16 protein-coding genes are annotated in these 16,983 nt (G+C 60.2%); 5 read left to right on the top strand and 11 right to left on the bottom strand.

Features of this window, described 5'->3' with window-relative positions; translation table 11 throughout:
* Positions 1-55 precede the first annotated feature (55 nt).
* Complete coding sequence (locus tag KG088_RS16975; protein ID WP_213827416.1) at positions 56-208, top strand: hypothetical protein; 153 nt, start codon at positions 56-58, stop codon at positions 206-208.
* Entirely contained in the window at positions 205-645 is a 441-nt protein-coding gene (locus KG088_RS16970; protein WP_213827415.1) for a DUF411 domain-containing protein, read from the top strand. The genes KG088_RS16975 and KG088_RS16970 overlap by 4 nt, the downstream gene beginning before the upstream one ends.
* A 376-nt stretch (positions 646-1,021) precedes the next feature.
* On the opposite strand, the gene KG088_RS16965 is transcribed toward KG088_RS16970, so the two are convergent.
* From KG088_RS16965 to KG088_RS16935, 7 genes are all read right to left on the bottom strand, one after another.
* On the bottom strand, positions 1,022-1,915 hold the full coding sequence (locus KG088_RS16965) for a DMT family transporter (RefSeq protein ID WP_213827414.1): 894 nt from the start codon (positions 1,913-1,915) through the stop codon (positions 1,022-1,024).
* 109 nt (positions 1,916-2,024) lie between these two features.
* Positions 2,025-2,453, bottom strand: a complete 429-nt coding sequence (locus KG088_RS16960; protein ID WP_213827412.1) for a GFA family protein — start codon at positions 2,451-2,453, stop codon at positions 2,025-2,027.
* A 102-nt stretch (positions 2,454-2,555) separates the two neighbouring features.
* The gene (locus KG088_RS16955) at positions 2,556-3,572 is read right to left on the bottom strand and encodes an NAD-dependent epimerase/dehydratase family protein (protein WP_213827411.1); all 1,017 of its coding nucleotides are present in this window, start codon (positions 3,570-3,572) and stop codon (positions 2,556-2,558) included.
* Positions 3,573-3,641: 69 nt separating this feature from the next.
* A complete protein-coding gene (locus KG088_RS16950; RefSeq protein ID WP_213827409.1) occupies positions 3,642-4,934 on the bottom strand; it encodes a TRAP transporter large permease in 1,293 nt (430 codons plus the stop codon).
* Between the two features lie 2 nt (positions 4,935-4,936).
* Positions 4,937-5,449 (bottom strand): TRAP transporter small permease, encoded by a 513-nt coding sequence (locus KG088_RS16945; RefSeq protein WP_319941467.1) that lies wholly within the window; start codon positions 5,447-5,449, stop codon positions 4,937-4,939.
* 133 nt (positions 5,450-5,582) lie between these two features.
* Positions 5,583-6,557 (bottom strand): TRAP transporter substrate-binding protein, encoded by a 975-nt coding sequence (locus KG088_RS16940; protein WP_213827408.1) that lies wholly within the window; start codon positions 6,555-6,557, stop codon positions 5,583-5,585.
* A gap of 45 nt (positions 6,558-6,602) precedes the next feature.
* Positions 6,603-7,889 (bottom strand): ribulose-bisphosphate carboxylase large subunit family protein, encoded by a 1,287-nt coding sequence (locus tag KG088_RS16935; protein WP_213827406.1) that lies wholly within the window; start codon positions 7,887-7,889, stop codon positions 6,603-6,605.
* Positions 7,890-8,095: 206 nt separating this feature from the next.
* Between KG088_RS16935 and KG088_RS16930 the strand changes: the two genes are divergently transcribed.
* From KG088_RS16930 to KG088_RS16920, 3 genes are all read left to right on the top strand, one after another.
* Positions 8,096-9,148 carry a LacI family DNA-binding transcriptional regulator gene (locus KG088_RS16930; protein ID WP_213827405.1) on the top strand — a complete coding sequence of 351 codons (1,053 nt, stop codon included), beginning with the start codon at positions 8,096-8,098 and terminating at the stop codon, positions 9,146-9,148.
* A 24-nt stretch (positions 9,149-9,172) separates the two neighbouring features.
* Positions 9,173-10,489 carry a four-carbon acid sugar kinase family protein gene (locus KG088_RS16925; protein WP_213827403.1) on the top strand — a complete coding sequence of 439 codons (1,317 nt, stop codon included), beginning with the start codon at positions 9,173-9,175 and terminating at the stop codon, positions 10,487-10,489.
* Between the two features lie 270 nt (positions 10,490-10,759).
* A complete protein-coding gene (locus KG088_RS16920) occupies positions 10,760-13,087 on the top strand; it encodes a putative bifunctional diguanylate cyclase/phosphodiesterase (RefSeq protein ID WP_213827401.1) in 2,328 nt (775 codons plus the stop codon).
* Between the two features lie 39 nt (positions 13,088-13,126).
* On the opposite strand, the gene KG088_RS16915 is transcribed toward KG088_RS16920, so the two are convergent.
* From KG088_RS16915 to KG088_RS16900, 4 genes are all read right to left on the bottom strand, one after another.
* Positions 13,127-13,306 (bottom strand): hypothetical protein, encoded by a 180-nt coding sequence (locus KG088_RS16915; protein ID WP_213827399.1) that lies wholly within the window; start codon positions 13,304-13,306, stop codon positions 13,127-13,129.
* Between the two features lie 57 nt (positions 13,307-13,363).
* Positions 13,364-14,095, bottom strand: a complete 732-nt coding sequence (locus tag KG088_RS16910) for an MBL fold metallo-hydrolase (RefSeq protein ID WP_213827397.1) — start codon at positions 14,093-14,095, stop codon at positions 13,364-13,366.
* On the bottom strand, positions 14,092-15,630 hold the full coding sequence (locus tag KG088_RS16905) for a diguanylate cyclase (RefSeq protein ID WP_213827395.1): 1,539 nt from the start codon (positions 15,628-15,630) through the stop codon (positions 14,092-14,094). The genes KG088_RS16910 and KG088_RS16905 overlap by 4 nt, the downstream gene beginning before the upstream one ends.
* 374 nt (positions 15,631-16,004) lie before the next feature.
* Positions 16,005-16,880, bottom strand: a complete 876-nt coding sequence (locus tag KG088_RS16900) for a LysR family transcriptional regulator (RefSeq protein WP_213827393.1) — start codon at positions 16,878-16,880, stop codon at positions 16,005-16,007.
* Positions 16,881-16,983 lie beyond the last annotated feature (103 nt).

Below are 16,983 nucleotides of genomic sequence, written 5' to 3'. Positions count from 1 at the left end.
GTGCTGCCAACCGCCCGCCGCCGAAACTCCCCGCTTTTTCGTCAGGAGTCACACCATGATGACCACCGACTGCTTCGCCCTGATGGGTTCCATGGGTTGGATGGGCTGGCTGATGCCGCTCGCCGTCCTGCTGCTACTTGGCCTCGGTATCTCCGCCCTCGTAAAATACCTGTTTACGTCTCGTCACACCCAGGAGGATCACTCATGAATCGTCATACCACTTCCTTGTTGCTCTCCGGCGCCCTGATGTTCGGCGCCGCGACCGCCCAGGCCGCCATGCCGGACGAGGCCACTCTCTACAAGAATCCGCAGTGCGGCTGCTGCGATGGCTATGCCAGGCATCTCGAGAAGATGGGCATCGCGGTCACCGTCATCGATGACGCCGATCTCGGCCAGATCAAGGAAGCTTCCGGCATCCCCTACGGACTCGGCTCCTGCCACACCGTCGAAATGGGCGAGTACGTGATCGAGGGTCATGTGCCGCTGGCGGCGGTGGAGACGTTGTTCGAGGAACTGCCGGCCATCGATGGCATCGGCCTGGCCGGCATGCCCATCGGCACACCTGGCATGCCCGGACCTCAGCAAGAACCTTATGAGGTTTACCAGTTCACCGACCGACAAGATGCAGCCTTCATGAGCCTCTGAAGGGGGATATCCAACGCATTGCCAACAAGACGTGGCCTCGGCCAATATCGGGGCGATTTTGTGTTCCACTCAAGATCTGGGGAAACGAGTTTGGGTGATCAAGCCGGCCAACTATCGGCAATTTCCTACACGCTTGGTTAACGTGCGTTAATGTTTGGTCCCCTATATAGCAGTTACGGTATTGATATAGAGCTATGGAAGGCTCAACAAGGAAGGTCGAGCAGGGACAGCTCAATGTACCCATGGATGTACGGACAGGATGTCCCGTGATGAGATAACATGGAATAAAAGTTAAAAGCCCGACCTGTGAAGGTTGGGCTTTCTTTTATTTCAGCAGCGCGTTGACCGTATAGAACATAATTCACGAGGCGTTTATTCAGCCGCGCCGGGTGGCCAGATAGATCCCCGCCCCGATGATCAGCACGGCACCGAGATAAGTCTCGATCAGCGGCACGTCGCCAAATACCAGATAACCGGAGAAGGTGGCCCAGACGATCTGCAAGTAGAGGAAGGGGGAGACCAAGGAGGCAGGTGCGCAGCGCATGGCCATGATCAGCCCAAGCTGGCTGGCGGCGCCCAGGGTGCCTACCACCATGAACAAGGGGATATCGCCTGTGGCGATCGGTGACCAGAAGAACGGCACGATAAGCGAGCTCATCAAGGCCCCGGCCAGGCCCGCGTAGAACAGCGAGGCCAAGGGATGATCGTTGCGTCCGAAGCGTCGTGTGGCCAGCTGATAGAGCGAAAAGCAGAAGGCCATGCCGAAGGGCAGCAGGGCCGCGGGTTGGTCCCGCCATTCCACAGGGCCGATGGCGATCACCACTCCGATGAAGCCAGTGGCGACGGCCAGGCCGCGTGCCAAGGTGACGCGTTCCTTGAGCAGCGGAATCGCCAGCAGGGTAACCAAAAGCGGGGTGCTGAAGTTGATCACGTAGACCTGCAGCAGGGGCAGCTCGCGGAAGGCAAGAAAGGCGAAGGTACTCGCGCCCAACAGCAGCAGCCCGCGCAGGAACTGTCCCGGCAGTGACTCGACGGAGGCCATGATTTCCCGACAGCGGGGCCAGCCAAGCATCAACAGGTAGGCTCCCAGCACCAGCATATGGCCGGTATAGCGTGCCCATACCACCTGTACCGGAGAGTAGCTCTGGGTGAGCCACTTCACGCCGGTATCGAGCATGGTGAACAGCAGCCCCGCAGCGAGCATGAAGGCAATGCCTAGCAGCGGGCGGTCGGCTGGCAGAGGCAGTGCGCGAATCGGTGACGTTGCCATGGGCCCTACGGACAGAAGAAGGAGGTCTAATACTAGCAGGCTAACGAGCTGGCGCTAAGCACTGCCGCGCCATAGACCACCATGGCCTCGCGCCTGGCTCTTGATCAGTTCACGAAGTGTCCTTGGTGTAGGCCTCGATCACGTCTCGTCCGGTCAGGTCCCGGGTCGAGTTGGCGAAGGCATACCAGTGTGGCTTCTCGTCGATAAATATCTGGGTATCGAAGGTCCAAGCCTCTCCGCCGTCGACAAGACCGGCCGGGATGCCATAGTGGCCGCCTTCCTTGAACCGATAGAAGAGGTGGGTGCCGCAGCGACGGCAGAATCCGCGCTCAGCAATGTCCGACGAGGCGTAAACGGTAATGTTTTCCTCGCCCTCGATTTGCGCCTCGTTGACGGTTTCGAGAGCCAGCAGTGGGCCGCCTCCCCAGGTGCGACACATCTGACAGTGGCAGGCCGCCACGTTCTGCCGGTTCACTCTTACGCTCATGCTCACGGCACCGCAAAGGCAGTGACCGCTAGCTGTGATCAAGTCTTTCACGATGAATATCCCTATACATTGCCAAATCTGGCTCTTGCGACCGGACCCCCATGACCCGGTCAACTTCGAGTCAACAGACAGCTGTCTTCACGGTCGACCTCTTCATGGTCGACCTGAAGGCCGAAGCCGTTGCATCAGCGTAGTGACACTCGAACGCTTTGTCTCTCGAGGAGCGTTGTCCTTCAACCACTGCCAGTAGTCCCGGAGCCCCTCGCGGATCTCGGTGTACTTGGGCGCGAAACCGAGCTCCTGCTGGGCCAGCGAGATATCCAGGGGCGCTCCTCGGACGACGAAGGGGCCGGGACCGAGCTGGACATTGGACCGTTTGCCGATCATGTCCGCCACATGCTCGACGATCTGCAGATGATCGACGGTGACCCCGCTTGAGATGTTGAAGTTACGGTGCGTCACGCTCTCCTTTTCGAACAGCTTGACGATCCCGGCCGCCGTATCGTGGACATGGGTCCAGTCCAGGGCCTGCTCGGCGCCATTGGGCGCCTGGATATTGTCGAGCCCTTCCAGCGGGCCGAACAGGGCCTGATAGACCAGGTGCATGGCCGAGGGGCGCTTGCCGGGGCCATAGACAAAGAACAGGCGGGCATTGCGTACGTCCATGCCAAAGGTGTCGCTGTACTGCACGCCATAGAGCTCGCCGGAAATCTTGGTGGCGCCATAGAGGTCGGTCGCCTTGTAGGGCGTCGCTTCGTTCTGGGGGCCCGGGGCATCGCCGTAGACGGCGCCGGAACTCATGTTGACGACCTTGTCGATACCGAGGATGCGGCAGATCTCGAGCACATTCAGCGTGCCCATGGCGTTGATCGAGATGTGCTTGAAAGGACGCGTTTGAAAGTTCGGACCAGCGATGACCGAGACGCCATGGATCACGCCTTCCAGCTCGTCCCTGTGACGCAGGAATAACTCGAACATGCTGTGATAGTCGAGCACATCGACGCTTTCCAGCACCAGCTTGTCGCGAACCTCTTCCAGATAGTCGAGCCCCAGCCGATCGAAATGGCCGGCGGCCATGTCGCAGAGGATGATCTGTTTGCCTTGCTTGGCCAGTTGGTAGGCCACCCAGGAGCCGACGTGGCCGAGCCCCCCCGTGATGAGAACAGACATGATGTGAATCTCCTCGGTTGTCTTGGACAGGCGACGTCGTCTCGAATGCACGTGCCAGTCCTGGTTGATCTAGTTGAGCACCAGGTTGGGCAGAAACATGACGATTGCCGGGAAGCCGATGATGATCAACAGCACCAGGAACAGCGGGATGTAGAACGGCATGGTTTCCCGTACCAGGCCGGCGAAGGACATGCCGGTGATCTTCTGTATCGTGAACAGCACCGTACCCACCGGAGGCGTGATCAGACCGATCATCAGGGTGAAGATCATCACCACGCCGAAATGCACCGGATCGATGCCGTATTGCACCACTACGGGCACCAGCAGCGGGGTCAGCAGAAACAGCGCCGGTACCGAATCGATGAACAGCCCGATCAGCAGGATGAACAAGGCAAGCAACAGCATTAGCGCCAGCGGGTCGGTCACGGTGGCCAACAGGAAGTCGGCCACCAGCGAGGTGACCTGGTAGCGTGCCAGTACCCAGCTATACAGGGCGCTGCCGGCGATGATGAACAGCAGGGCCGCGGTATCGATGGCGGTGGCACGCAGGATGCCCAGGAATTCCCGAAAGCTGATCGAGCGATAGACCAGAAACGCGATGATCATGCAATAGAGCAGGGCGACCACCGAGGCCTCGGTGGGCGTGAACACGCCCGAGAGAATGCCGACGATGATGATCAGCGGCGTCAGCATCGGCAACAGGCCCCGCGCCATGGCCTGGGTGAACTCGCGCATCGTCGCCCTCGCCCGGGTAGGGAAACCGCGACGGTGAGAGATGATGGCCACCATCACCATCAGGCCCGCCCCCATGAAGAGGCCGGGAATGATGGAGGCCAGGAAGATGGCCGCAATCGAGGCGTTGGCCAGGGCGCCATAGATGACCGCCGGGATGCTGGGCGGAATGATCGGGCCGATGGTCGCCGAGCTGGCGGTGACGGCCGCGCTGAAGCCGGTGGGGTAGCCATCGTCTTCCATGGCCTTGATTTCCAGCGCCCCCAGCCCACCGGCATCGGCGACAGCCGAGCCCGACATGCCGGCGAACAGCATGCTGGCCACGACGTTGACATGACCCAGGCCGCCCTTGAAATGACCGACCATGGTGCGGGCGACATCGAAGACGCGATCCGAGATGCCGGCGCTGTTCATCAGCCGCCCGATCATCAGGAAGGCCGGAATCGCCAGCAGGGTGAAACTGTTGACTCCATAGAGGGTGCGCTGGGCGATCATCTCCATGGGAATGTCCTCGAAGCCACGGGTGTAACCGAGCACCAGCGCCGAGGAGGCGATCATGGCGAAAGCCACGGGCACCCCCAGCATCAACAGGACGATCAGGCCGACGAACATGATGACGAAGACTTCCATGGTCAATCACTCCTGCTGTCTTCGGTAACGGGGAGGCCACCCGTGAGTCGCCGGTAGAGATCGCCGAGCAGTAGTCCGATCATCAGCAGTGCGGAAATCATTTGAATCAGATAGATATAGGAAAAACTCATGCGGAAGGTACTGGCCATGATCCCGGCGGTGCGATCCATCATATTCCAGGCCCCGACCACCAGCATCAGCAGCACCAGCACGCAGATCACGTCCGCCACACTGGCGGCAATGTTGCGCAGAGCGGGACTCAACACGTCGGTGACGATGGTGATGCGAATATGCTCCTGGTAACGCAGTGCCAGCACGGAGCCCAGGAAAATTTCGGCCAGGAAGAGATAACGCGAGGCTTCATCGGTCCAGGACACCGCCATGCCCAGGGCATAGCGTGAGATGACCTGCACGGCCATGATGACCAGCATCAGGGCGAAGGCCGTCATGACGATGCCGGTCAGCAATCGCCAGAAAAGCTCGATCGCACGGGTAATATGTTCCGTGGTATTCACGGGCGCCTCCGTCAGGATAGGGTCGCCGGAAATTAGCCTTGGGCGATCCGACGGGCTGTGTCACACGTCGGATCGCCCGCCTTTTTCCTCTTTTGCGCACACCTTGTTGCTATCCGCTACGTGCTTCTGAGCACTACTCGACGAGCGACAGGACGTACTCGCGTACTGAGGGATGATAGCTGTCGGCGATGTCGCGAATGGCCGGTTCGGCGGCACTGCGGAAAGCGTCCACGTCCGGGTCGACGACGGTCATGCCGAGTTCCTCGAGTTGCTCGAGCAGGTCGGCCTGGCCGTCGGCGACCATTTCGTTACCCCAGGTGGTGGCTTCCTCGATCGCGCCGAGAATGATCTCGCGATTCTCGTCGGAAAGGCCCTGGTAAAACTCCTCGTTCATCAGCCAGTGGAAGAAGGAATAAACGTGTTCGGTGCGGTTGATGTGGCTTTGCACCTCGTAGATCTTGCCGGCATGGATGAGATCAACGGGGTTTTCCTGCATCTCGATCACGCCGGTCTGCAGCGAGGTGTAGACCTCGGGCCAGGCGATGGGGCTCGGGAGGGCGCCGATCTCTTCCCAGATCTGGATCCAGGGCGCGATCTCGGGTACCCGCATGCGCACCTCCTCGACGTCTTCGGGCGTATTGACGGGAAAATTGGAGGTCAGGTTGCGTGGGTTGCGCGCCGACAGCCCGACCAGGCGCATGTTGCCGTTGGCGATCAGCTGCTCGTTGATCAGATCGCCGGTCTCGCCGGAGTAGACCTCCCTGGCTTCCTCGTTGGAGCCATAGACGAAGGGCAGGTCGGCAGCGGCGAACTCCTCGGCGTATAGCGTCATGGGCATCGAGCCACCCAGCGCAATGGCGTATTCGCCGTAGCTGGCGCCTTCGAGGTGGTCGCGTTCGCCGCCCACCTCGGTCCCCAGTAGCGTGATCGAGAATTCGCCGTCGGTCTGTTCCTCGATGTTCTCCTTGAGTCGCTCGCCGACCTTGAACATGGCGTGCGAGGGCTCAACGTGAATGGCGATGGCCAACTCCTCGGCCGTGGCCGTCGTCGCGGTGGCGAGAGACGCGAAGCCGGCGAGAACGATACCGCTTGCGGTTATTGTCTTCATGGTGAGGCCCCTGTGGGATGTGAGCGTGGGTGGCGTGTCATGGATTCATCCTGAAAACGGGCTGCGAAACGCCCGCAACGCGACGGCAAGGTCGGGTTCCTGTCTGGCATGGTCTTCCAGGGCCACGCCGCGGGATGTGGCCTCCCAGGCGGCGCGGATACTGCGACAACCGGCGGCGACGCCATCGGGATGGCCCATGATGCCGCCGCCGCAGGTGAAGATGAGATCGGTCGAATTCAGCGCCTCGAAGGTAGCCGGCGCCTGGTGAACCGTCTGCGCCGACGAGAACACCGGCATTGCCCGGTCGTCTCGGCCCGCTCTTTCCAGCAACGGGGTGAGGCAGGCGCGTGCTGAGTCGATCACCGAGGCATCCGCTTCGGCGAACTTGCTGCCCAGGCCGTTGACGTGCAGATGATCGGCCCCGGCAAGACGCAGAAGCGCCTGGTAGGCGCGAAACTCGAGGCCGATCTGCGGGTGACGATAGAACAGGCCCCAGCCGTTGCGGTGGCCGTGTATCGGCAGCTCTGAATGACGCCGCAGCGCCACCAGCGAGGCCATGCCGATCCAGTTCACGCTAGCCATGACACAGGTGCCGCCATGGTCCCGCACCAGGTCGTGGCGTTGGCGCATCTCGTCGATGTCGCCGGTGATGTTGAAGGCGTACATGGGCTTTCGACCGGTGCGCTGGGCATGTTCCTCGATGACCCGCATGACCGCCGGGACGCGCTCGGCCAGCGGCGAGTAGGGTGGATCGGCAATCAGCTCGTCGTCCTTGATGAAGTCGATGCCCGCCTCTACCAACTGCTTGACCAGTGCTGCCGTTTCCCCGGGCGAGAGGCCGACGCTTGGCTTGATGATGGTGCCGACCAGCGGGCCGGCATCGACCCCGGCCAGTCGTCGTGTGCCCCCGATGGAAAACTGCGGCCCCGGAAAGGGCTCAATGAAGTCGTCGGGCAGAGCGATATCCGTCAAGCGGATGCCTGAAAGTTCACGCAGTTCGGTGAGGTTGCCCAATACCGTGGCGAGCAGGTTGGGCAAGCTGGCGCCGATATTCTCCAGCGGCCACGACAGGCTGACCTTCGCTCGGGCATAGCTGTCGCCGGGCAGCGCACCGGGCAGGGACGGGGTGGAGACAGTCTCGAGAGGCGTCACCGATTCGACGCGCGCGGCATGGCGTTCATGCAATGCCTCCGTTTCCCCGGCGAGCTTGAGAAAGGTACCCGAGGATTGCTCGCCGGCCATCGCCGCCGCGGCTTGCGTGGCATCGAGTGGTGTTTCAATGACATAGCTGGCGTTGACCCGGGTCGAAGCCGGTCGTGGCGTGTTAGACACCCTTCGTTGCTCCTTGATCTGCCCGATTGTTGTCGTTTTAGGGCTGGGCCGGATTGTTGTCTTCCAAAGCTGGGTCGGGTTGCTGTCTTTCTTTCAAAGCTAGTTCGGAATGTTGTCTTTGACGCTAGTTCGTGTGGCTTGGTAGCGCTACCATTTCTTAACCATAGTATAAGCTTGGGGGATCGCAACCCAGTCAGGATGAGGCCATGACCATCGCGACCGAAAAGTCGGACACACCGGGGCGTCGGCGTCACCGAGGCGAGCACCGGGTCACCATCGAGGATGTCGCTAGACAGGCGGGTGTCGCCCCGATCACGGTGTCGCGAGCCTTGAACACGCCGGACAAGGTCTCGCTCAAGTTCCGTAAGCGGATCGACCTTGCGGTAGAAACCCTGGGGTACGTCCCGAACCTGATCGCCGGCGGCCTGGCCTCCGCCGGCATAAGGATGATCCCGGTGATAGTGCCCTCGCTGTCGATCCTGACGTACATCGAAGTCATCCATGGCATCCAGCAGACGCTCGAAGCCTCCGGCTATCAGGTACTACTCGGCTCGACTGACTTCAACCTGGAACGCGAGACGGCGTTGGTCGATTCGGTGTTGGGCTACTCACCTTCCGGCGTGATCCTGACCGGCCTCAAACACTCCGACAGGACGATACGCCGCCTTCAGTCGTGGGGAAGACCGGTGGTCGAGATGATGGAGCTGGGTGAAGGTGGCATCGACATGAATGTCGGCGTGGACAACACTCAAGTCGGGGCGACCATGGCGCGACATCTTCTTGAACGGGGCTATCGGCGCATCGCCTACCTGGGGACGGGCATGACACACGACTATCGAGCCATGCAACGCTACGAAGGGCATCACCAGATACTCAGGGAGGCCGGCGTAGAGAGTGAGCGGCTGTTTCAACACGACGAGCCGTCCTCCTATGACATCGGACGTCAGCTCTTTCTCGAGGCGCGGGAGGCGTGTCCCGAGCTGGAGGCGCTGCATTTTGCCAACGATAATCTCGCCGCAGGGGCAATACTGGAAGCCAACCGGCGAGGAATCCGTGTGCCGGAGGATATCGCCATCGGCGGCTATCTGGGCCTGTCCTTGAGCGAACACCTGACTCCCCGGCTGACCACCGTGGCCGTGCCACGTTTCGAGATGGGCGTCGCCGCAGCCAGGTTGCTCCTGATGCGACTGGAGGAGCAGGCGTCTATTGCAACGCAGCTGGATATCGGCCACCAACTGATGGTGCGAGAGAGCACCTGAACGCGTCATTCGGAGGGACATTCCATGCGCCGACCACTGGTGGCCTTCTACGGAGATGATTTTACGGGATCGACCGAGAACCTGGCTCAGTTCTGCCGCCATGGGCTGCGTGGCCGATTGTTTTTTTCCACCGACAACCATGAGGCCGTTCTCGACATGGCCTCCGAGCTGGACATCGTGGGGCTGGCGGGGACGGCCCGCGGGTTGGCGCCGACGGCGATGACTGCCGAAGTCGAGCCTGCCCTGGCGGTTCTCGAGGCAATCTCGCCACAGCTGATGCAGTTCAAGGTCTGTTCGACCTTCGACTCCTCCCCGACCATAGGCAGTATCGGTCACGTGCTGGACCTTGCCCGGCAGCGCTGGCCGGGATGTGCGCTGCCCGTATTGCCCGCCACGCCTAGCTTTGGTCGTTTCACGGCGTTCTCGCAGCTTTTTACGCGCTACCAGGGTGAGATCTGCCGATTGGACCAGAATCCTGCCATGGCCCATCACCCTTCGACCCCGATGCTGGAAGCGGACCTGCGACGCCATCTGGCCGCACAGACCGCGATTTCCTCGGCGGCGGTGACCCTGCTCGACTATCGCGAGGCGGACGGGGGCTGGCAACAGCTGGTCAGTGCCACCGAAGCACAGTGCCTGGTGGTCCTCGACGCGATCGATCAGGCCGAACTTCAGCATGCGGCCGAGCTGGTTCTGAGACTCGCCGATCAACGTGCCACTTTGGTCGTCGCCGCGCAGGGCCTGGCCGATGCCCTGGGGCATCGTTGGGCGAAGGCGCTGGGCGAGCGCTCTGTGCTGCCGACCACCTACGCCGCGGTCGATAAATGTCTGGTGTTGTCCGGAAGTTGTTCCCCCCAGACCCGTGACCAACTGGCGCATTTCGAGACCCAGGGGGGAGTCATCCTCGGAGTGTCTCCTGCGGAGGCACTTGAGGATCCCCGAGGGACGGCGAGTCGCCTGTTTGTTGAAGTGTTAAACGGCTTCGGCCAGAGTCATGGCGTCGCCGTTGCCTCGGCTCGTGGAGAGGCGGGTCTGGTCGCAGGTGTCTCTGCCGATCGTCTGTCGCTGGCGCTGGGAGAAGTGTTCGCCACGCTCGTAGGCCGGCTTTGTAACGTCGGCGATATTCAGAGGGTCGTGTTCGCCGGCGGAGATACCTCGAGTCATGCCATGCGCCTGATCGATGCCGACGCCCTGGAGATCGTCGCTTTCGACGAGCGCCAAGGCGGACACTTGTGCCGCTTGGTCGCCACAGCGCCTTCCATCGATGGGTTGGAAGTCGTGTTGAAGGGCGGACAGATAGGCAGTGAGGATTTCTTTTCCCGGGTTCAGTGCGGTACGTGACAGACGGAAACTCGACGTCTTGCAGGCCGCAAGCCTGGCGCATGTTTCGCTGGCGCCGGCTGTGGCGCGAGATCGCCGAGCAGCATGCTTCCTCGTGATGCAGTAGATAATCCAGGTATCATGGTCTGTCCGGTTGCGTGGTATTAAAGTGTGATAACCACTAGTCTATGATGAGTTAGGAAAGTAAGCTCGCTGCTAGTGTTTGCTATCAATGGATCGGTAAGCCATATCCCAATAAAGCAGCGTTTGAACACAATGGACAGCCGAGCAGTGCATATCTCGATACGCATGATGCTGGTCGGGATCACCTACTATGTAGGGGCCTGGTTCGGGGTCAACCAGACCATCACGGCCGAAGGCATCGCCATCTTCTGGCCTCCCAACGCCGTGCTGCTCGCCGCCTTTCTGCTCTTTCCTCATCGGCAGTGGCCGTTGATGGGTCTGGCCGCATTGGCAGCAGAGCTTATCGCTGGTGTACCCGGCTTTCCCCTGTGGGCAGCCCTGGCCTTTGGCCTGGTGAACCTGTTCGAAGCGTCGCTCGGTGCCTGGCTGATTCGCTATTTCGTTTCAGGACGCTTCGATTTCGACAAATTGTCGAATGCTGCCACCTTTGTGCTGTTTGGTCCGCTACTGGCATCGGCGTCAGCCGCCCTGTTCGGCGCGGCAATATACGTGTTACTGGGACGTGCCGACAGCAGCTACTTGTTGTTGTGGCGGCTCTGGTGGTTCGGCGATGCCTTGGGTCTACTACTGCTGACACCGCTACTTGTCACGCTGTGGCGACGTCTGCAGAATCGTCCCCGTCTATTCCTTCCACGCTTCAAACGCTCTGAAACAACGGCGCTTGTGGCGATCGCCCTGTTGCTGGCCACATTGGTTTTTTTTCAGGGTGCCGAAATAGTTGAGGATTTTGTATTTACGCCGATTTTGCTGATCCCTCTCGGTATCTGGTCGGCGTTTCATTTCGGCTTGCTGGGTGCCAGCCTGACCGTCGTGCTGATTGCGATTCTGGCGGTTGACCATTTGATGGGTGGCTTGAATCCCTATCCCAGTATCACGCCCCAGCAAGCGGTTTTGTTGACCCAGGAGCACATCGCCATCATCGCGGTTGTATCGCTAGGGCTGGCGGTCATGTGGCATGAAATTTCCCAGCAACGCCGAACGATGCAACAGCAGGAAAACGACCTGCAGGCCCACAATGTTCTTCTCGAACAGCGCATTGTCGAGCGCACCAAAGACCTGGAGCATGCCAACCAGTCGTTGCAGGTGGCCAACCAGCGACTCACCTACATGGCGCAGCATGACATCCTGACCGGCCTGCCAAATCGGACCCTGTTTACCGACCGCCTGGACGTTGCCATTGTGCAGGCGAAACGCTCGGGCAAGCCTCTCGCCCTTCTTTTCATGGATCTTGACCGTTTCAAGAACGTGAATGATGTCTTCGGACACGCCTTGGGCGACGGTGTGCTGAGCGAGGTGGCCATTCGACTCGCGACTTGCGTGCGTGCCAGCGACACAGTCAGCCGCCAGGGGGGCGACGAGTTCACCGTGATCCTAACGGAGCTCGACCACATCCAGGACGCCGCTCGCGTCGCCGAGAAACTCCTCGCCGTCGTCGCCTCTCCCTTCATTATCGATGGGACGGAAGTGGTCGTGGGTATCAGTATCGGCATCGCCTGCTTTCCGGAAAACGGTCGGGATGCCACGGCGCTACTGAGCAACGCCGATGCCGCGATGTATGTCGCCAAGAAAGAGAGCCGTCATCACTATCAGTTCTACTCGGCTAGCATGAATGCCTGGGCGCAAGGACGATTGACGCTCGAGAGTGATCTGCGCCATGCCATCAAACGCGATGAGCTCTTCGTGATGTATCAGCCCCAGGTGGATCTTGCCACAGGCGCAATAGTGGGGCTCGAGGCGCTAGCACGCTGGCGCCATCCAACACAGGGGCTCATTTCACCCGACACGTTCATTCCCCTGGCGGAGGAATGCGGATTGATCGTGACGATCGGTGCCTGGGTTTTGGAGACAGCCTGCCGTCATCATGCGTTATGGGTGGCCGAAAACCTTATCGTCGGCACCGTGGCGGTCAACGTGTCGGCTCACCAGTTCCGCCAGCCTGAATTCGTCGAGAAGGTGGAGCAGGTGTTGGTGCACAGTGGCCTGTCCGCGGCTCACCTCGAGCTCGAAGTGAGCGAGAGCGTGGTCATGCAGGATTTGCACGAAGTGATGGACAAGCTGGAGAAACTACACAGGCTTGGCGTCAAGCTGGCCATTGATGACTTTGGCACGGGCTACTCGAGCTTGAGCTATCTCAAGAAGTTTCCGATCCACCGGCTGAAGATCGATCAATCGTTCACGCGCGGTTTGCCCGGTGATCGCGAGAACAGCGCCATTACTCAGGCCATCATTTCCATGGGACGCAGTCTGGAGCTCGACGTATTGGCCGAGGGCATCGAGACACGCGAGCAGGAAGCCTACCTTCGCTCTTTGGCCTGTCACAGGGGACAGGGATATCTCTATGCCAGGCCCTTCCCCGCCACGGAATGTGCGGACTACCTGCGTAGCCACGAGGCCGCGCTGCTCGTTTCGAGATGAAAGGGACGTTTTCCTGTCCCACCCTCAGCGTCGCCCCTGTCAAGGCGGTGATGCCCGCGTCGTGAAACCGCCGACCTCGGGCGTACCGACGCGATTCGTCGAGCCGCTGTCCCAAGGCAGTCCGATCAGTGCAATGTCGACCTCGGCCGGATCCTCGATCTGCGGCAATCGCAGGCCGGTGATGAAGGTGGCCTGAGGTCCCGCCAGGAAGGGGACCATGTTGGCGACCTCCTCGGGACGGCCAATGCGGCTCCAGTTACCATACCCGCCTCCGTTTCAGCAGCCTTTTTCCTCCAGCCACTGGCGGATGATCTCGTGATGACGCTGGCCGTCGTAACTGGGGAAATGGCCGCCATGCACCACGCGTACCGGCAGGTCATGGAGCCGCTTCATCGAGCGCACATAGTCGTTGGCATCGGCATGGTAGGTATCCTCGATCAGCGGGCCATCATAGACGATGTCCCCCGAGAACAGGATGCCGGTGCGTGCTTCCCAGAGCGCAATGCCGCCCGGCGAGTGGCCCGGCGTATGGATGACCTCGAAGACGCGATCCCCGAGGTCGATGACGTCCCCGTCTTCCACCAGTCGGGTCGCTGGTGCCGACTTGACCGAATAGGTGGCGGCCTCGAAGGGGCTCGGCGGCAGGCGGTCGAAGATGTCGTCGGTCACGTAGGGGTCGGCCAGGGTCTCACGCCGGCCGGGGTGGGCGAGGATGTCCGCCTCGGCACGGTGCACCACGCGGTGGTCGAACTCATGGTGGCAGCCGATGTGATCGAAATGCGTATGGCTCGCCACGGCGACCAGCTCGCGCTCGGTGACGATTGGCACCCACTCGCGCAACGACACCACGCCCATGCCGCTGTCGACCAGCATGTCGCGCTCCCGGCCTCTAATGTGCCAGATATTGCAACGATAGAACGTCTGGATGAACGGCTCGCCGATATAGGTGATCCCGTCACCCACGGCCTGGGTGGTGTACCACTCGTCGGGTCGGGCGCGAATCATCATAGGATGGCCTCCGCAGGGGCTGGCTGGGTAAAGATGCTCAAGTCCGCCGGGTCGGCGCTGAGCGGCAGGCGCATGCCAGGTTCGGGGCGGGCGGACGGTGGCAAATGGGCGACCAGCAGGGTGTCCGGGCATCGTTCACTGCGCAGGTGGCAGCGGAGGTGGGTGCCGAAGAAGGCGCTATCCACCACCGTCGCCATGCCCAGCTCCCAGCCGGTTTCATCGCCGTGCAACTGCTCGGGGCGTAGGCAGATCATGTAACTATTTCCTTGGTCTTCTGGGCAGTCGTAGTTTCTGATGGAGGCCAACTTCTTTATCAGGGTCTCAAGGTCGGCCTCTTCAGTGTGCGCGCTAGCGATACCGATGGTGACGCTCAGACACAGCTCGCTCAATTCTTCCTTCAACGGCAGCTTGGCGGCCTCCTTCTTCAGGCGTTCCGCCACGGTCCGGGCGTCGTCGAGGCTGATATCCGGCAGGGCCACCATGAACTCCTCACCACCGAAACGTCCTATCACATCCATGGGTCGGAGGGATTGCACACAGGCCCCCGCGATTTCGGTCAGCACCCAATCTCCATGACTGTGGCCCCAGGTATCGTTAATGGACTTGAAATGATCCACATCGATCATGAAAAGGGTGAACGGCGTCTTTTCCAATCGCGAGCGCTGCAGCAAGGCTTGAGCCCGGTCCATAAAATGACGTCGACTATCCAGGCCCGTCAGAGCATCCCGCTCGGCGACGATACGCAACTGCGCTTCCAGCGATTGTCGATGAGCGATTTCCTTGAGCAGCTGGTGATTTTTATCACGCTCTTGGTGGAGCAGGGCAAATTGCTTGCGCTGCAGGCTCTCCAAGCGCCGTAAGGCAAAGAAACCCACGACATTGGTCATGATCAGCAACAACGCGATACGAAGCGCCACCACCGGAGCAATCTCCGCAACCAGCACCGCGGACGCCAGGAAGCCAATGCTCAAATAGAGACTGGCGATCATCGCCACCGTCAGCAGGTTGGGGATCAGTAGGTAGAAAGCCATGGTGGCCACCACCACAGCGGTGACCTGGGTGGAGAGACTCTCGGGGCGCAAGGGGACGATCAAAATGATTGCCGTCGCCAGTAGCCAGAGCGGCAAAGCGTGCAACCAAACTTTGCGGTAATAGTTGCCCCAGCGCCCGATAACGAATGCCAAAAGCAGGCAGACGCTAGACACCACGACACGCATGGCGATCAGTAGATAAAACGCTCTGGTCAAGCCGAGATAGTAGTAGTCCGAAATAGCAAACATACCAAAGATCAAGGCCACCAGACTCAGCGAGAGACAAGACTCAAACCGCACTCTCAGCTTGATGGCCCTGCGATACATGACCTCCCTGCTATGTTCGTAAAACTGTCCAGTCAACCAATGCACGCGGTATTGCGCTTTTAGTGACGACAAAGGCCCATTCTCCCTGTGTAAAACGGCGATCGCTTTATGGGGTCGGTCAGCGAAGCGTCTCCGCACTGCCTCGGCTGACGAATGAGCCCTTGGCAACAGCGCCACACCTTTGTATTTTTAATACTTTTAAATTAACAAAATATTGTATAAAAATAACAAGCCGATTGAATCATTGGCAATAACTTTCTTGGCGGCTAAGGGCAAGGATCCGGACGCCTGTTAGCAGGCGCTAACCTTGGAGCCCACATACTAGCTAGCATCGGCCAGATTTTCAGCCGCATGCCCTGCAAATACTCTAAAAGGGGGAGGTCACCCTGTCGGCTACCCGCCATCGGCCAGGCACGCGCCACACATATTCACGCGCTGGTCATGGAACTGGAAGAGCACGACGCCAAGGAGTTCCTGGAAATATAAGCGAAGACAGGGGATCTAAAGAACGACAGAACTATCGCGGCATCGCTGACACCAGGCGGCAAGCCTCAAGCCCCCAGATCGACGCTCTTTAGCGAATCCCCATTCGTCACTATCTTGGTCAGGATTTCACAAAAAGTGGTGAAGGCTTCACTCATCTGCCCTGGGGTTCGATGCAGTTCGATCTCGACATACTCGAGCACCGGAAGGCCTTCCTCCACGCCCACGATGCGACATCCTGTCGGCACGCTGCGGGGCGTCTTCACGGTCAGCGCCAGGCCCGCCTGCACGGCGATATTGATGGCGGTGGGTGATGGGCTGGTATAGCAGACGTCCCACTGGCGATTTGTGCGGCCCAGGGCGGCAAAGGCGTGGGCGCGAAAGATACAGCCCTCGGGGTTGAGCGCCAGGGGCAGGCTATCCCATCGGTCGAGCCGCGTGTTGTCGGCCGCGATCCAGACCATTTGCTCACGGCCGAGAAGTTGCCCGGTCTGGGTGGGCGCATGGCGTACGGCGAGTACCGCATCCAGCAGACCCTCCTGGAAGCGGCGGACCAGGGTGCCGCTGATATCGCAGGTGACCTGAATGCGTACCTCCGGAAACAAGTCGGCCATGCGCGGCAACAACTCGGGCAGGTAGGCAATGGCCTGCTCCTCGGAGATACCCAGGCGTATGAGCTCACCTTTGCGTTCGGCGCCAAGCAGGCGCTGGGCCTCGTCCTGAAGCTTCAGGATCTGGCGTGCGTAAGGCAGCAGCCGGCCACCTGCCGGAGTCAGTAATACGCTGCGGCTCGTGCGCTTGAACAGCGATTCGCCCATGCGGTCTTCCAGGCGTTTGATCTGGAGGCTAATGGCGGATTGGGTGCGGTTAATGATCTTACCTGCCGCGCTGAAACCCTCGCACTCGGCCACCGCGACAAAGGCTCGTAGAAGTTCGGTATCCATAACCTATGATTTCCCGAAATGATTTTCATATCAACCATTCATTTCTATGATCAATCAACCCCGACTACTCTGTTCGTGTGTCATTTATTATTATCTGTTCAGG

The sequence above is a fragment of the Halomonas jincaotanensis genome, from assembly GCF_018448785.1.
Lineage (GTDB): Bacteria > Pseudomonadota > Gammaproteobacteria > Pseudomonadales > Halomonadaceae > Halomonas > Halomonas jincaotanensis.
This window is presented reverse-complemented; position numbering and strand designations above follow the sequence as displayed.

Excerpts from the sequence above, each read along its gene's own strand:
- KG088_RS16930 (WP_213827405.1), top strand. The coding sequence starts at position 8,096 with ATGACCATCGCGACCGAAAAGTCGGACACACCGGGGCGTCGGCGTCAC.
- KG088_RS16970 (WP_213827415.1), top strand. The coding sequence starts at position 205 with ATGAATCGTCATACCACTTCCTTGTTGCTCTCCGGCGCCCTGATGTTC.
- KG088_RS16925 (WP_213827403.1), top strand. The coding sequence starts at position 9,173 with ATGCGCCGACCACTGGTGGCCTTCTACGGAGATGATTTTACGGGATCG.
- KG088_RS16940 (WP_213827408.1), bottom strand. The coding sequence starts at position 6,557 with ATGAAGACAATAACCGCAAGCGGTATCGTTCTCGCCGGCTTCGCGTCT.
- KG088_RS16965 (WP_213827414.1), bottom strand. The coding sequence starts at position 1,915 with ATGGCAACGTCACCGATTCGCGCACTGCCTCTGCCAGCCGACCGCCCG.
- KG088_RS16915 (WP_213827399.1), bottom strand. The coding sequence starts at position 13,306 with ATGGTCCCCTTCCTGGCGGGACCTCAGGCCACCTTCATCACCGGCCTG.
- KG088_RS16955 (WP_213827411.1), bottom strand. The coding sequence starts at position 3,572 with ATGTCTGTTCTCATCACGGGGGGGCTCGGCCACGTCGGCTCCTGGGTG.
- KG088_RS16910 (WP_213827397.1), bottom strand. The coding sequence starts at position 14,095 with ATGATGATTCGCGCCCGACCCGACGAGTGGTACACCACCCAGGCCGTG.
- KG088_RS16950 (WP_213827409.1), bottom strand. The coding sequence starts at position 4,934 with ATGGAAGTCTTCGTCATCATGTTCGTCGGCCTGATCGTCCTGTTGATG.
- KG088_RS16900 (WP_213827393.1), bottom strand. The coding sequence starts at position 16,880 with ATGGATACCGAACTTCTACGAGCCTTTGTCGCGGTGGCCGAGTGCGAG.
- KG088_RS16975 (WP_213827416.1), top strand. The coding sequence starts at position 56 with ATGATGACCACCGACTGCTTCGCCCTGATGGGTTCCATGGGTTGGATG.